This is a genomic window from Streptomyces sp. NPDC001606, assembly GCF_053596835.1.
Genome location: NZ_JBSFHC010000001.1, coordinates 476,886 through 490,503, shown reverse-complemented (window position 1 = coordinate 490,503; position 13,618 = coordinate 476,886). Strand labels below are relative to the sequence as shown.

Here is a 13,618-nt window from a genome sequence, read left to right as displayed (position 1 = left end):
GGCGGACCCTCCCCGCTCACTGGAACCCGGTGCGGTTCCGCCACAGCTCCTGCTGGACCCCGAGCCGCTCGCGCATCCGGGTCATCCTCGGCAGCTTCACCCGCTGCCCCCGGGACACCCGGTCCAGCTCCTCCAGCAGCCGGCGGGTGCGGTGCTCGGTGTCCAGCTCGTCGAGCATCCGGGTCGTCTCCGTCAGTACGGCGCCCAGCAGCTGCCAGTGCGCCCAGTCCCGGCCGACCTCCTGCCGCAGCAGCTCGGCCAGCCGGTCCCGGGTGCCGGTGGCGGTGTGCAGCTCGGCCGTCAGGCGCGCCTCCGCCGACTCCGCGTTCTCGCTGACATGGCTGGTGACCAGCACGGCGAAGCTGACCACCGCGTCGCCGATCTCGGACAGCAGCTGTGCCACGGTGGCCCCGACCGGCTGCGGGAACAGCTCCTCGGAGCCGCGGGCCTTGGCCAGGTCGGTGAACGAGCGGGCCAGCACCCGCAGCACCACCGTGCAGATCTCCAGCGTGTCCAGCCCGGTGCGCAGCACCACCCGGTGCAGCAGCCCCTCCTTGACCCGGGGATTGAGCCGCAGGCTGTCCTCCGCCTGCCGCAGCGCCGCGTCCACCTGCACGATGTCATGGTCCAGCCGGCGTGCCTCGTGCAGCCGCTCGGCCGCCCGCTCCCAGGGGGTCTGCCCGGCCGCCTCCTCGCCCATCCGGAGCATCAGCTGCCGTACCCGGCGCGCCATGTCCTCGATCGACCGGCCCGCCTCGTCCACCCACACCGGGGGTGGAAGCAGCAGATTGCAGGCGGTGCCGACGACCGCGCCGATCAGCGTCTCCACGATCCGTGCCCAGGCGGTGAACCCGACGGTGGTCACCCCGAGCACGAGCATGGCGCTGATCGCCACCTCGGCCACGTACTCGTCCACCCGCACCAGATGCCCGACGGCCAGTGAGGCCACGATCAGCAGCGCGAGGCTCCACCAGGTCAGCCCCACCAGCACGCTGAAGGCGATGGCCACCAGGACGCCCGCGACCACCGAGTTCACCCGGCGGATGCCGTTGGTGAGCGTGGCGTAGAACGTCACCTGGACCACCAGCAGGGCGGTCAGGGGTGCGGTGAGCGGGGCCGGCTCGGGGCTCAGCCGCAGGGCGATGACATAGGCGATCGTCGCGGCCGTGGCCGACCGCAGCGTCTGGACGACCACCGGTTCCCGGCGCCGTTCCACCAGGCGCCGCAGTCCCGTGGTCCACTTGCGTACCTCGTGCATCCTTTGGCCTGTTCCCCATCATCGGGCGGGTCGAACGTGCCGGTGCGCGAAGCGCGGCCGTCCGGGAACAGGGCGCACAGGGCGCGGGGTGTCACTCGTACAGTTTGTCGAGGAAGGCGGAGAGGTTGGCCGTCGTCCGGGCGATCTGCTCCTCCAGGGTCAGGCTCTCCTCGAACCGGGCGCCGGACTCCGGCACCTTCCTGCCCCGCACATACAGCGAGCAGGCCAGGTCGGTGCACATGTACAGGCCGACCGAGTTCCCCTCCCGGCCCGCCGCACCCGCCTTCCGCGCGGTCATCAGCGACACCCCGCCGCCCGGATGCGTGGTCAGGCAGAGGGAGCACATGCTGCGGTGCAGAAAGCTGCGCTGCGAGGCCGGGAAGCGCAGGGCGATCCCGGTCGGCCGGCCGTCCCGTTCCGTGACCAGATAGCTCCGGTCGGGCGCCCCGGGATCCCGCCAGCCGAGGAAGTCCAGATCCTGCCAGGGCCGCTCCCCGAGGTCCCGCGGCACCGCGAGCCGCTTGGCCTCGCCCTTCGAGCAGTTGACGAAGGAGGTGCGGATGTCCTGCTCGGTGAGCGGTCTCATGGGGGTGGGTCCTTCCGGGACGCGGTGTGGTTGCGGTGCCGTAACAGAACCTAGGGGGCCTAGGTTAATGGCTAGCCTATGTAGCCACAGCGCGGGTGGGCCAATGGATTTCCGGGGAGCCTTGGCCGGCGGCTAGTGCGGTGTCCGCGGCTCCGGGGGCCAGACCCCCGGGATGAGGACGCCCAGGGCGTAGGCGCGGGCGACCAGCTCGGTGCGGTTCGCCGCTCCCCAGCGGGCCGACAGCCGGCGCAGGTGGTAGTTGACGCCGTCCACCGTGAGCCCCAGGTCGCGGGCGGCGCGCGCCGTCGTGGCGCCCCCGGCCAGCAGCGCCAGCACCCGGCCCTCCACGGCGGTGACCGGCACCGGTTCCGGACGGGGCAGCGGCCGGGCCGCGGACTCCCCGCGCACCCGCAGCATCACCAGCAGCGCCGGGGTCTCCTGCACGCTGTCGCTCACCGGATCCGCGGTCAGCTCGCCGTACCGCTCACCGCCGCCGGGCGCCGGCCAGCGCACCGACACCTGGTAGCGCGAGCGGCGCCGCATCCGCAGCGCCTCGGCGATCCGCTCCACCTGGGTGGCCTCCTGCGGGCGGAACAGCTCCAGCACGTCCCGGCCGCGCAGCCGCCCCGGGGACGTACCGGCCTCCGCGGCCATCGCGGGATTGGCCAGCACCACCACGCCGTACACGTCGCACACCGCGACCGGCACCGTCACCCGGTCGAACAGCACCATGGCCCGGTTGCGCCACACCACCGCGTCGATCCGGCCCGCTTCCACCCCGCACCTCCCGCCGCACCGGGGCCGTCACCCCCATCAAAGATCAGGACGCGGGCGCGAGGCAAACCCGGCGGCGTCGGCGCAAGCCGTCCCGCGGACTTTCGACTGCATGATCGTGTAGTGCCCGGGTCCGGGCCGGGGCATCCGGTCGACCACCCTGGAACGCAGTACTCCGTTACCCCGAGTACACCGTTACCGCGAAAGGCAGTTGTCGCGTCATGTCCGCCACAGCACTGCATCCAGAACCGGCCGGAACCCTGCCCGGCATCCCCGTCGTCGACATCTCCGCCACCGGCCCGGGACACACCCCGATCCAGCAGGTCATGCAGCTGATGCGTGAGCACGGGCCGGTCCTGGTGCGCCGGTTGCACGGCCGGGACGTGATGTTCGTCGCCGACACCGACCTGGTCGCCGACCTGGCCGACGAGGAGCGGTTCGCCAAGCACGTCGGCCCCGCGCTGGAGAACGTCCGCGCCTTCACCGCCGACGGCCTGTTCACCGCGTACAACGACGAGCCCAACTGGGCCAAGGCGCACGACATCCTGATGCCCGCCTTCGCGCTCGGCTCGATGCGCACCTACCACCCGGTGATGCTCACGGTGGCCCGCCGGCTCATCGAGTCCTGGGACCGGGCGGCTCGCGAGGGACGGCCCGTCGAGGTGCCGGACGACATGACCCGGATGACCCTCGACACCATCGGACTGGCCGGGTTCGACTACGACTTCGGCTCCTTCGAACGCCCCGAGCCGCACCCCTTCGTGGAGGCGATGGTCCGCTGCCTGGAGTGGAGCATGACCCGGCTCGCCCGCAACCCGGGCGAGGACCACTCCGCCGCCGACGCGGCCTTCCGCGCCGACGCCGACTACCTCGCAGGCGTCGTGGACGATGTCATCGCCGCCCGCACCGGCACCGACCAGAGCGGCGCCGAGGACCTGCTCGGGCTGATGCTCAGCGCCCCGCACCCCGCCGACGGCACCCCCCTGGACCGGGCCAACATCCGCAACCAGGTCATCACCTTCCTGATCGCCGGCCACGAGACGACCTCCGGCGCGATGTCCTTCGCCCTGTACTACCTCGCCAAGCACCCCGCCGCGCTCCGGCTGGTGCAGCGCGAGGCCGACGCGCTGTGGGGCGACACCGCCGACCCCGAGCCGACGTACGAGGACATCGGCCGGCTCACCTACACCCGCCAGGTCCTCAACGAGGCGCTCCGGCTGTGGCCGACGGCCGCCGCCTTCAGCCGGCACGCCCGCGAGGACACCCTGCTCGGCGGCCGGATCCCGATGCGCGCCGGACAGGCCGTCACCGTGCTCGCCCCGATGCTGCACCGGCAGCCGGTCTGGGGCGACAACCCCGAGCTGTTCGACCCCGAGCGGTTCACCCCGCAGGCCGAGGCGGCCCGCCCGGTGCACGCCTTCAAGCCCTTCGGCACCGGCGAACGCGCCTGCATCGGACGGCAGTTCGCGCTGCACGAGGCCACCATGCTGCTCGCCATGCTGGTGCACCGCTACCGGCTGCACGACCACGCCGACTACCGGCTCACCGTCAAGGAGACCCTCACCCTCAAGCCCGAGGGCTTCACCCTCACGCTCACCCCGCGCAGCTCCGCCGACCGCGCCCACGCCCCGCTGCCCGGCACCACCGCGGCACCGGCCGAGGGCACCACCGCCCCGGACACCCTCCCGGCCCGGGTCCGCCCCGGCACCAGCGCCCTCTTCCTGCACGGCAGCAACTACGGCACCTGCCGCGACTTCGCCGCCCAGCTCGCCGACGAGGCCGCCGCCGTCGGCTGCACCACCGAGGTCGCCGCGCTGGACGCCTACGCGGACGGGCTGCCCACCGACCGGCCCGTCGTCATCACCGCCGCCTCCTACAACGGCCGCCCCACCGACGACGCCACCGCCTTCGCCGCCTGGCTCGACGGCACCCCGGACCTGACCGGCGTCAGCTACGCCGTCCTCGGCGTCGGCGACCGCAACTGGGCCGCCACCTACCAGCAGGTCCCCACCCGCGTCGACGCCCGCCTCGCCGAACTCGGCGCCACCCGGCTGACCGAGCGCGCCGCCGCCGACGCCTCCGGCGACCTCACCGGCGCCGTACGGGAGTTCACGGCCCGGCTGCGCACCGCACTGCTCAAGGAGTACGGCGACCCCGACGCCACCGCCCCGGCGGACGAGCCCGCGGCGGCCTACCAGGTCCGCACCCTCACCGGCGGCCCCCTGGACGCGCTCGCCGAGCGGCACGGACTCGTCCCCATGACGGTCACCGAGGCCCACCACCTCACCGCGCCCGGCCACCCGCGCACCAAGCGGTTCCTGCGCATCGCCCTGCCCGACGGCGTCACCTACCGCACCGCCGACCATCTGACCGTGCTCCCGGCCAACGCTCCCGAGCTGGTCGCCCGCGCCCTGGCCGCGTTCGGTCTCGACCCCGACGCCGTCCTGGACATCCGTCCCAGCCGCCCGCGCGGCGACGGGCTGGCGGTCGACCGCCCGCTGACGGTACGGCAACTCCTCACCCACCACGTCGAGTTGCAGCAGCGTCCCACCGCACGGCAGCGGGAGCTGCTCGCCGCGGCCAACCCCTGCCCGCCCGAGCGCGCCGCCCTCGCCGCCCTGACCGACGACGACCCGCGCACCCTGGTGGAGCTGGCCGAGGACCACCCCGCGCTGCGCGGCGCCCTCGACTGGCCGGCCCTGCTGGACCTGCTGACCCCGCTCAAGCCGCGCCACTACTCCATCTCGTCCTCACCCGCCGTCGACCCGCGCCACGCGGACCTCATGGTCTCCGTGCTCGACGCCCCCGCCCGCTCGGGCCGGGGCCGCTACCGGGGCACCGGCTCCGGCCACCTCGCCGCCCTGCGCCCCGGCGACACCGTGTACGCCCGGGTGCAGCCCTGCCGGGAGGCCTTCCGCATCGACGGCTCGGCACCGGTCGTGATGGTCGCCGCCGGCACCGGACTCGCCCCCTTCCGCGGCGCCGTCGCCGACCGGGTCGCGGCGGCCGCCACGGGCAGCGAACTCCCGCCCGCACTGCTCTACTTCGGGTGCGACGCCCCGGACGCCGACTTCCTGCACGCCGAGGAGCTGCGCGGCGCCGAGACGGCCGGCGCGCTCCGGCTGCGCCCGGCCTTCAGCGAGGCCCCGGAGCACGGCGCCCGCTTCGTCCAGCACCGCATCGCCGCCGAGGCGGACGAGGTCTGGGAGCTGCTGAACGAGGGCGCCCGGGTGTACGTCTGCGGCGACGGCGCCCGGATGGCTCCCGGCGTCCGCGAGGCTTTCCGCGCCCTGTACCGGGAGCGCACCCCCGGCAGTGACGAGACGGCGGCCGCACAGTGGCTCGACACCCTGGTGGCACAGGGGCGTTACGTCGAGGACGTGTACGCGGCGGGCTGAACCGCGGGGGAGGGGCGCACCGAGGCGGCATCTGCGACACCGTCGAGAAGGCCCCTCGGCATGCGGCCGGGGCCCCCGAAGGGGCCCCGGCCGGGCGACGCGATCGGCTGGTCCCGTCCCGCAGATGGCCGTCAGGCCGGCGGCTCGTCCGGTCCCGGGTGTCCGGGCTGGACCGTCCCCGGGCGGGCCGATCCGCGGGGGCCGCTGCCGGCCTCGTCGGTGTCCGGCACCTCGTCCTCGTCCGGCTCGTCGTCGGCCGGGCGCCCGGACCCGACGTCCCACGGGTCGTCCCCGCCGCCCGCCTGCTGGTCCGGCATGTCCCGCGGGACCGGCGGCTCCTGGCGACCGGGCTCCGGCTCCTGCTGTGCGTTCATGGCCTTCTCCCCTCGTCTTTCAGCCGACCTTCCGGCCCCGCATCGGCTCGGTCTCCATCCCGCCGCCCTGCTGGAGGCCGTCCAGGAACTCCCGCAGCACATCGGTCGCGGAGTACCGCGGCTGCCAGCCCAGCTCGGTGCGGGCCCGGGTGCAGTCCATCAGTGGCAGCCGCAGCACCGCGTCGAACAGATGCGGGGAGGCGGGCAGCAGGCGCAGCCCCCACGCGGCGGCGATCGCCGACCGGGCCGCCGTACGCGGCAGCCGGACCGGGCGGGAGCCGAGCAGCTCGCCGAGGACCGCGGCGTCGAGCGGCGGGTCGGCGGCCAGGTTGAAGGCGCCCCGGGCGCCGTCCGAGTGCAGCGCGAGCCGGTAGGCCTCGGCCGCGTCGTCGGTGTGCAGCGCCTGCACCCGCAGGCCCGGGACGTCCGGCAGGACCGGCAGCAGCTCCGGGCGGGCCAGCGGCCCCGGCAGGAAGCGCCCGCCGAAGATCCGCCGCTGCTCGCTCGCCGACTCCCACTTGAACAGGAAGGCCGGCCTCATTCGCACCACCCGCACCTCGGGATGGTCGCGCTCGAACACGTCCAGGGTGCGCTCCAGATAGGCCTTCTCCCGGCAGTACGCGGCGTCCGGCCAGCCGTGCGTCGGCCAGGACTCGTCCACCGGGTCGTCCTTCGGACCCGGCGAGTACGCGCCCACCGAGGACGCGTGCACCAGCACCGGTACCCGGGCCGCGGCGACCGCCTCGAACACCCGGATGCCGCCGAGCACATTGGTCCGCCAGGTGGTCGCCGGATCGTGCGTCGGCTGGAAGGCCCACGCGAGGTGCACCACGGCGTCGGCGCCCTCGAAGCGCTCCGCCAGGTTCGCCTGCTGGGCGGCCACGTCCACGGCGGACCACTCGGTCTTCGGCGGCGACCACTCGGGTGTTCTGCGGGCCAGCCCGCGCACCGACCTGACCCCCGGATCCTCGGAGAGCAGCCGTACCACGCTGGTACCCACGTTGCCGGTGGCACCCGTCACCACGACCCTGCTGCCCGCTGCGCTGCTCACCTTCGGCTCCTTCCGGCGGGGACGCTTCGGCGGACGGCCGGGTACCCGGGGCCGGGCGCGCGCACACGCGGCCATGACCTGGCAGGTAATCGACCCGGGCGGCGGACCCCGGCAGGATCGGTGACGTCAGCGCGACGCCGGACGTCGCACCCGGTCCCGACCCTCCAGGAGGCACCCGTGCCGTACTACCAGAGCCCCGTCGACGGCACCCGGCTGCACTACGTCGACCACGGCCCGGCGGCCGGCCCGGTGGCCGTCTTCGTCGCCAGCGCCTACATGGGCCACGAGATGTGGGAGTACCAGATGCTGCCGCTCGCGGAGGCCGGCTACCGCTGCGTCGGCCTGGACCGCCGCGGCCACGGCCGCTCCGACGACGTCTGGTCGGGCTACGACCTCGACACCCTCGCCGACGACCTGTACGGCCTGCTCGACCACCTCGACCTGCGCGAGGCCACGCTCGTCGGTCACTCCGTCGGCACCGGCGAGGTGATCCGCTGTCTGACCCGGCACGGCACCGCCCGGATCGGCCGGATCGCCCTGGTCGCCGGGGTCAGCCCGGGCGTCGTCCGGGCGCCGGACCTGCCCGACGGCGTGGCGCCGGAAGCCGTGGCGGCCGACGAGGAGATCTTCCGGCGTGACCGGGCCGCCTGGTTCACCGCCATGGCGGACGGCTTCTTCATGGTCGACAGGCCCGGCAACGACGTCTCGCCCGCCTACGTCCGCCACATGGTCGACCGCTGTCTGGCCGCCTCGCCGCGAGCCTCGACCGGCATCCGGGCCGTCGTCGCCACCCTGGGCATCGCCGCCGAGCTGCCCGCGCTGGACCTTCCGGCGCTGGTCGTGCACGGCACCCACGACATCTACGCCCCGCTCGCCCACACCGGGGAGCGCATGGCCCGGCTGCTGCCGAACGCCACCCTGAAGGCGTACGAGAACGGCGGCCACGGCCTGTTCGCCACGCACGCCGCACGGCTCACGGCCGACCTGCGGGCGTTCCTCGACAGCGGCACCGCACGGACCGCCGAGCCGGCCGTCGCCGCAGTGGCGGGCCGGTGACGGAAGAAAACCGGCGACGGAAGCAAAAGAGCCCCGGCCGTGACGGGGGAATCACGGCCGGGGCGGTCCAGGCGTGGGCGCGGACGGCGGTCGCCTCGCGGCGAAACGCTCCACAGGGCTTCAGCCGAACGATCGTCCCTGTGGGCAAAAGGTGAGGCCCGGGGACACTGTCCCGTCCGCACCCACGGTTCGTTCAACGGGCAACCACCTCTGGGTGTTCCACCCTCTCCTGTGACCTCCACCACGCCCCCGGCCCTCAGGCCAGCGGGCTCCCGTCCAACCGCTCCAGCAGCTCGGCGGGATCGCCGTACACCGCCTCCGCCCCGGCCTCCTCCAGGTCCGCCCGGGGGATGCCGCCGCACAGCAGCCCCACACAGCGCACCCCGGCCCGGCTGCCCGCCCGCATGTCCCACACGGTGTCCCCGACGAACACCGCCCGCCCGGCCGGTACCCCGGCCAGCTCCAGGGCGTGCTCCACGGGCTCGGGCGCCGGCTTGCCCTCCGTCACGTCATCGGCGCTCGCGGTGGCCGCGATGGCGTCGTCCGCCCCGATCGCCCGGCGCAGTGCACCCAGCTCGGCACCGCTCGCCGAGGTGGCGAGGACGACCGTCCAGCCGTCCCCGTGCAGCCGCCGCAGCAGCTGCCCGGCCTTCGGCAGCGCCGGGAGCCGGTCGAAGTACTGGCCGTACAGCGCCGTGTGCGCCGCGCTCAGCTCGGCGTCCGCGTCCTTGTCGCGGTCGTCGCCCAGCAGATGGGCGATCAGGTCGGAGGAGCCCAGCCCGACGGCCCGGTGCACGGCGTGCATGGGCACGTCGTGTCCCGCCTGGCGGAACGCCTCCCACCAGGTCACGACATGCAGATGATTGGTGTCGACCAGGGTTCCGTCGACATCGAACACGGCGGCACGGTTCATAGGCACTCCTTTCCGCGGCCGGGTACCACGTCAGGGCGCCGCCACGCCCTCCGGGAGCCGCCCCTCGCGCGTCCAGGCCAGCAGCTCCTGGGCCGGCCAGGTCGTCACCACCCGCTCGGCGGGCACCCCGCACTCCTCCGCGCGGGCGCAGCCGAGGATCTGCCAGTCCAGCTGGCCGGGCGCGTGCGCATCGGTGTCGATCGCGAACAGCACCCCCGCCGAGACCGCCTCGCGCAGCAGCCGCCGGGGCGGGTCCAGCCGCTCGGGACGGCTGTTGATCTCCACGGCCGTACCGGACTCGGCGCAGGCCGCGAACACCGCCTCCGCGTCGAACTCCGACTCGGGCCGGCCGCGCCCCGTGACCAGCCGCCCGGTGCAGTGCCCGAGCACATCGGCGTGCGGATCGCGGACCGCGGCCACCATCCGGCGGGTCATCGACCGGGCGTCCATCCGCAGCTTGGAGTGGACGGACACCACGACCACGTCCAGCCGCTCCAGCAGCTCCGGTTCCTGGTCCAGCGAGCCGTCCTCCAGGATGTCGCACTCGATCCCGGTGAGCAGCCGGAACGGCGCCCACTGCCGGTTCAGCTCCGCCACCACCTCCAGCTGCTCCCGCAGCCGCTCCGCGGACAGCCCGCGGGCCACCGTCAGCCGCGGCGAGTGGTCGGTCAGCACGGTCCACTCGTGCCCGAGAGCGGCCGCCGTCCGGCCCATCTCCTCGATCGGACTGCCCCCGTCGGACCAGTCCGAGTGGGTGTGGCAGTCCCCGCGCAACAGCGCCCGCAGCCCGGACCCGGGGCCCGTCGCGACCGTGGCGCCGGCTTCCTCCTCGAGCTTGCGCAGATAGCCGGGCACCTCCCCGGCCAGGGCTTCCCGCACCACCTGAGCGGTCTTGGGACCGACCCCCTTCAACGACTCCAGCGTCCCCTCCCCGGCCCGCTCGGCGACCTCACCCTCGGGCAGCGCGGCCAGCGTACGGGCAGCGGTCCTGAAGGCCCGTACCCGATAGGTGGGCGCGAGCTTCCGCTCCAGCAGGAACGCGATCCGGTCCAGCGCGGCAACGGGATCCATACCCCCCAGGGTCACCCAAGCGCCCCACAGGGGCGCGGGGAACCGCGCGAGCAACCACGCACGACCCTGGGTGATCACGCAGCCGGAGCCCGTTTCCCCACGCACCCCCCGGGTACTGCATGAGCCATGTCCTCCACGCCCAAGCCCCGCGCAGCGATCATCACCGGCTCGGACTCCGGCATCGGCCGGGCCACCGCCGTACGTCTGGCCGAAGCGGGCCTGGACATCGGCATCACCTGGCACACGGACAAGGACGGCGCCGAGCGGACCGCCGAGGAGGTCCGCAGCCACGGCCGCCGTGCCGCCGTCGCCCGGATGGACCTCACCCGGCTGCCCGAAGCCGCCGACGCGGTCGACGAACTCTGCGCCCAACTGGGCCGGATCGACGTCCTGGTGAACAACGCCGGCACCGGCACCATGACCCCCTATCTCGATCTGACCCTCGAGGACCTGCGCCGGGTCCTCGACGTCGACCTCGCCGGCCCGTTCCTGCTCGGCCAGAAGGCCGCCCGGCAGATGATCCGGCAGGGCGACGGCGGCCGGATCGTCAACGTCACCTCCGTGCACGAGCACCAGCCCCGGGTCGGCGCCGCCCCCTACTGCGCCGCCAAGGGCGGCCTCGGCCTGCTCACCCAGGTGATGGCGCTGGAACTGGCCGAGCACGGCATCACCGTGAACGCGGTCGCGCCCGGCGAGATCGCCACCCCGATGACCGGGCAGGAGGACACCGACGTCCACACCGAGCGCCGCCCCGGCGTGCCGCTCGGCAGGCCCGGGGACGCACGCGAGGTGGCCGCGGTGATCGCCTTCCTGGCCGGCCCGGACGCCTCCTACGTCACCGGCGCCTCCTGGAGCGTCGACGGCGGCATGCTCCGCATGGGCCCGCAGGCCGGCTCCCACCTGACCGGCGACGACTGGCGGCGGCCCTGAGACCGTGCGGCTGCGCACCAGCTCCTGCGACGGCCCCGGCTACCGCCGGCTGCGCTGCGGCCGGGGCTTCCGCTACCTCGACACCGCCGGCCGCCCCCTCACCGACCCCGCGCAGCTGGCCCGCATCCGCGCCCTGACCATCCCGCCCGCCTGGCGCGAGGTGTGGATCTGCCCGTGGCCCAACGGCCACCTCCAGGCCGTCGGCACGGACGCCGCGGGACGCCGTCAGTACCTGTACCACGAGCAGTTCCGGGCGGAGCAGGAGAAGGCCAAGCACGAGCACGTACGGCAGATCGCGCTGACCCTGCCCGAGCTGCGCGCCGAGGTGGCCGCCGGCCTGGCCGGGCGCGGGCTGAGCCGGACCCGGGTCACCGCGTGCGCGGTCCGCCTGCTCGACCTCGGCTTCTTCCGCATCGGCAGCGACCGGCACACCCGCACCAGCGAGACCTACGGCCTGACGACGATGCTCCGCGAGCACGTCAGCTGCCGCCGCGACGAGATCACGTTCAGCTTCCCCGCCAAGGGCGGGATCCAGACGGTGCGAGCCCTCGTCGACGACGATGTGCGCACCGTCGCCCGCGCCCTGCTGCGGCGCCCGCGCGGCGGCGACCGCTTCCTCGCCTTCCGCGACGGCGGTTCCTGGCACGACCTGCACAGCGACGACCTCAACGAGGCGCTGCGCCGGCTCTCCGGCACCGATGTCACCGCCAAGGAATTCCGCACCTGGCACGCCACCGTCCTCGCCGCCGTGGCGGTGGCCGTGGCCGACGACAGCGCCCGCGCGACCGAGACCGCCCGCCGCCGGCAGATCGCCCGGGCGGTCCGCGAGGTCAGCCACTACCTCGGCAACACGCCCGCGGTGTGCCGGGCCTCCTCCATCGATCCGCGCGTCTTCGAGCTGTTCGAGGAGGGTGTGACCATCGCCCCCGCACTCACCCGGCTGGGCGAACACGGCGCCTTCGGCCGGCCGGCCACCCAGGGGCCGGTCGAGGCCGCGGTGCTCGGCCTGCTGGACGGCGCCGGTGGACGACCCGTCGGCGCGGGTTCCGTCCTACGCTGAATTGCATGACCGAACAAGCAGTCCCCCACATCTCCCATCCGCGGATCCTGGTGCACGGGGTCTGTCCCGGAAAGCCCGGCGAACCGCCCTTCCGGATCATGGAGATCGACGGTCAGGTGATCGGTGAGGCGAGGACCGTCACCGATGTGCTGGAGGCCGCGGCCTCCTACGGGATCATCGTCCACGACCTGGACGACCCGGACGTGGTCCGCTGGGTCGGAGGCGACAAGTACACCTGGACCGTGCACTGAGCCACCGCCCCGGCCCCGGCCGGGGCGACCTCCTGCCAACACCGCTGCGGCGCAGCGCCTTTGACGGCTGATTCCCCGGTGGGGCCGCCGCCCGGTTTGCGTTCACGCTCCCGGGGCACTCCTGGTGCCGACCAGCGCGCCGCCGCCCCTGGCCGGGGCCCGCGGTGCTTGGATGCCCCAGGCGGTGGCATATCGGGCGCCATCGCCGCACAGCAGGGCAGCGGCACGAGGAGGTGGCGGATGACCCGGCGTACGGCCCTCCTCGCCGTCGGCGAAGTGCTGGCCTGGTGGGCGGCGCTGGCGCTGCTGTGGCTGATGCTGATCACCACGGTCGACTCCCTGGAGCTGATCGTCGGAGCGAGCGCCGCGGCGGCGGGCGCACCCCTGGCCCGGGCCGGCCGGCGGGCGGTGACCTGGCGGTGAACGGCTGGATCCTCGCGGCTGCCCTCGTCCTGGGCGGGGGAGGAGCGGCGGTCCTGTGGGGCGTCGCCACCGGCCCTGTGGCCCGCCGGATGGTCGCCCAGAACCTCACCACCTCGGTCGTCTGCCCGGCCCTGCTGCTCCTCTCCCAGGGGTACTCCCGCCCGTCCTACGTCGACCTCGCGCTGCTGCTGGCCCTGCTCGGCCCGGTCGGCACCCTCGTCTTCGCCCGGCTGCTCTCCGACGACCTGGCCGGGCAGCGGCCGAGCGCCTGGGGGCTGACCTGGACGGCGGCCGGGCTGAGCGCGGTCGCGGTGGCCGCGGTGTGCGTGCCGACCGGGCCCGGCCGCGCGATGGTGAAACTCCTGGTGATCGGCGCCCTGCTGATCGCGGGCAATGTGATCGCCTCGCGCGCGCTGTCGGGCGGGTTCCAGGGGGTGCGCGGTGGCTGACGTGCCGTACCCGGCCGGTGGCGG

General features: G+C 74.3%; 14 protein-coding genes. 7 read left to right on the top strand and 7 right to left on the bottom strand.

The window, feature by feature from the left end; all coding sequences use genetic code 11:
* Positions 1 to 16: 16 nt before the first annotated feature.
* From ACWCV9_RS02225 to ACWCV9_RS02215, 3 genes are all read right to left on the bottom strand, one after another.
* The gene (locus ACWCV9_RS02225) at positions 17 to 1,258 is read right to left on the bottom strand and encodes an FUSC family protein (RefSeq protein ID WP_385847029.1); all 1,242 of its coding nucleotides are present in this window, start codon (positions 1,256 to 1,258) and stop codon (positions 17 to 19) included.
* 91 nt (positions 1,259 to 1,349) lie between these two features.
* Complete coding sequence (locus tag ACWCV9_RS02220) at positions 1,350 to 1,844, bottom strand: FBP domain-containing protein (protein WP_385847030.1); 495 nt, start codon at positions 1,842 to 1,844, stop codon at positions 1,350 to 1,352.
* 132 nt (positions 1,845 to 1,976) lie between these two features.
* On the bottom strand, positions 1,977 to 2,621 hold the full coding sequence (locus ACWCV9_RS02215; protein ID WP_450783755.1) for a PAS domain-containing protein: 645 nt from the start codon (positions 2,619 to 2,621) through the stop codon (positions 1,977 to 1,979).
* Between the two features lie 218 nt (positions 2,622 to 2,839).
* On the opposite strand from ACWCV9_RS02215, the gene ACWCV9_RS02210 reads away from it, so the two are divergent.
* A complete protein-coding gene (locus tag ACWCV9_RS02210) occupies positions 2,840 to 6,016 on the top strand; it encodes a bifunctional cytochrome P450/NADPH--P450 reductase (RefSeq protein WP_450783753.1) in 3,177 nt (1,058 codons plus the stop codon).
* Positions 6,017 to 6,147: 131 nt separating this feature from the next.
* On the opposite strand, the gene ACWCV9_RS02205 is transcribed toward ACWCV9_RS02210, so the two are convergent.
* Positions 6,148 to 6,390 carry a hypothetical protein gene (locus tag ACWCV9_RS02205; RefSeq protein WP_450783751.1) on the bottom strand — a complete coding sequence of 81 codons (243 nt, stop codon included), beginning with the start codon at positions 6,388 to 6,390 and terminating at the stop codon, positions 6,148 to 6,150.
* A 19-nt stretch (positions 6,391 to 6,409) separates the two neighbouring features.
* Positions 6,410 to 7,441, bottom strand: coding sequence for an SDR family oxidoreductase (locus ACWCV9_RS02200; protein ID WP_450783750.1), 1,032 nt, complete (start codon positions 7,439 to 7,441; stop codon positions 6,410 to 6,412).
* 177 nt (positions 7,442 to 7,618) lie between these two features.
* Here ACWCV9_RS02200 and ACWCV9_RS02195 point away from each other — a divergent pair, with 177 nt between their 5' ends.
* Positions 7,619 to 8,497: an alpha/beta fold hydrolase gene (locus tag ACWCV9_RS02195; RefSeq protein ID WP_450783749.1), complete on the top strand. Its 879-nt coding sequence runs from the start codon at positions 7,619 to 7,621 to the stop codon at positions 8,495 to 8,497.
* A gap of 256 nt (positions 8,498 to 8,753) precedes the next feature.
* Here ACWCV9_RS02195 and ACWCV9_RS02190 read toward each other — a convergent pair whose 3' ends face one another.
* Together ACWCV9_RS02190 and ACWCV9_RS02185 are read right to left on the bottom strand one after the other, a co-directional pair.
* The gene (locus tag ACWCV9_RS02190) at positions 8,754 to 9,410 is read right to left on the bottom strand and encodes an HAD family hydrolase (RefSeq protein ID WP_450783748.1); all 657 of its coding nucleotides are present in this window, start codon (positions 9,408 to 9,410) and stop codon (positions 8,754 to 8,756) included.
* 30 nt (positions 9,411 to 9,440) lie between these two features.
* Positions 9,441 to 10,481 carry a PHP domain-containing protein gene (locus ACWCV9_RS02185; RefSeq protein WP_450783746.1) on the bottom strand — a complete coding sequence of 347 codons (1,041 nt, stop codon included), beginning with the start codon at positions 10,479 to 10,481 and terminating at the stop codon, positions 9,441 to 9,443.
* Positions 10,482 to 10,607: 126 nt separating this feature from the next.
* Here ACWCV9_RS02185 and ACWCV9_RS02180 point away from each other — a divergent pair, with 126 nt between their 5' ends.
* The 5 genes from ACWCV9_RS02180 to ACWCV9_RS02160 all read left to right on the top strand — a co-directional run bounded on the left by ACWCV9_RS02180 (position 10,608) and on the right by ACWCV9_RS02160 (position 13,594).
* Positions 10,608 to 11,411 (top strand): SDR family oxidoreductase, encoded by an 804-nt coding sequence (locus ACWCV9_RS02180; protein ID WP_450783745.1) that lies wholly within the window; start codon positions 10,608 to 10,610, stop codon positions 11,409 to 11,411.
* A gap of 4 nt (positions 11,412 to 11,415) precedes the next feature.
* Positions 11,416 to 12,471 (top strand): DNA topoisomerase IB, encoded by a 1,056-nt coding sequence (locus tag ACWCV9_RS02175; RefSeq protein ID WP_450783744.1) that lies wholly within the window; start codon positions 11,416 to 11,418, stop codon positions 12,469 to 12,471.
* A gap of 5 nt (positions 12,472 to 12,476) precedes the next feature.
* Positions 12,477 to 12,722 carry a hypothetical protein gene (locus tag ACWCV9_RS02170; protein WP_450783743.1) on the top strand — a complete coding sequence of 82 codons (246 nt, stop codon included), beginning with the start codon at positions 12,477 to 12,479 and terminating at the stop codon, positions 12,720 to 12,722.
* A gap of 240 nt (positions 12,723 to 12,962) precedes the next feature.
* The gene (locus tag ACWCV9_RS02165) at positions 12,963 to 13,145 is read left to right on the top strand and encodes a hypothetical protein (protein WP_450783742.1); all 183 of its coding nucleotides are present in this window, start codon (positions 12,963 to 12,965) and stop codon (positions 13,143 to 13,145) included.
* Positions 13,142 to 13,594 carry a monovalent cation/H+ antiporter complex subunit F gene (locus tag ACWCV9_RS02160; protein WP_450783741.1) on the top strand — a complete coding sequence of 151 codons (453 nt, stop codon included), beginning with the start codon at positions 13,142 to 13,144 and terminating at the stop codon, positions 13,592 to 13,594. Before ACWCV9_RS02165 ends, ACWCV9_RS02160 begins: the two co-directional genes overlap by 4 nt.
* Positions 13,595 to 13,618 lie beyond the last annotated feature (24 nt).

Coding starts and splice junctions, on each gene's coding strand:
- ACWCV9_RS02225 (WP_385847029.1), bottom strand. CDS start 1,258: ATGCACGAGGTACGCAAGTGGACCACGGGACTGCGGCGCCTGGTGGAA.
- ACWCV9_RS02220 (WP_385847030.1), bottom strand. CDS start 1,844: ATGAGACCGCTCACCGAGCAGGACATCCGCACCTCCTTCGTCAACTGC.
- ACWCV9_RS02210 (WP_450783753.1), top strand. CDS start 2,840: ATGTCCGCCACAGCACTGCATCCAGAACCGGCCGGAACCCTGCCCGGC.
- ACWCV9_RS02205 (WP_450783751.1), bottom strand. CDS start 6,390: ATGAACGCACAGCAGGAGCCGGAGCCCGGTCGCCAGGAGCCGCCGGTC.
- ACWCV9_RS02190 (WP_450783748.1), bottom strand. CDS start 9,410: ATGAACCGTGCCGCCGTGTTCGATGTCGACGGAACCCTGGTCGACACC.
- ACWCV9_RS02185 (WP_450783746.1), bottom strand. CDS start 10,481: ATGGATCCCGTTGCCGCGCTGGACCGGATCGCGTTCCTGCTGGAGCGG.
- ACWCV9_RS02180 (WP_450783745.1), top strand. CDS start 10,608: ATGTCCTCCACGCCCAAGCCCCGCGCAGCGATCATCACCGGCTCGGAC.
- ACWCV9_RS02170 (WP_450783743.1), top strand. CDS start 12,477: ATGACCGAACAAGCAGTCCCCCACATCTCCCATCCGCGGATCCTGGTG.
- ACWCV9_RS02165 (WP_450783742.1), top strand. CDS start 12,963: ATGACCCGGCGTACGGCCCTCCTCGCCGTCGGCGAAGTGCTGGCCTGG.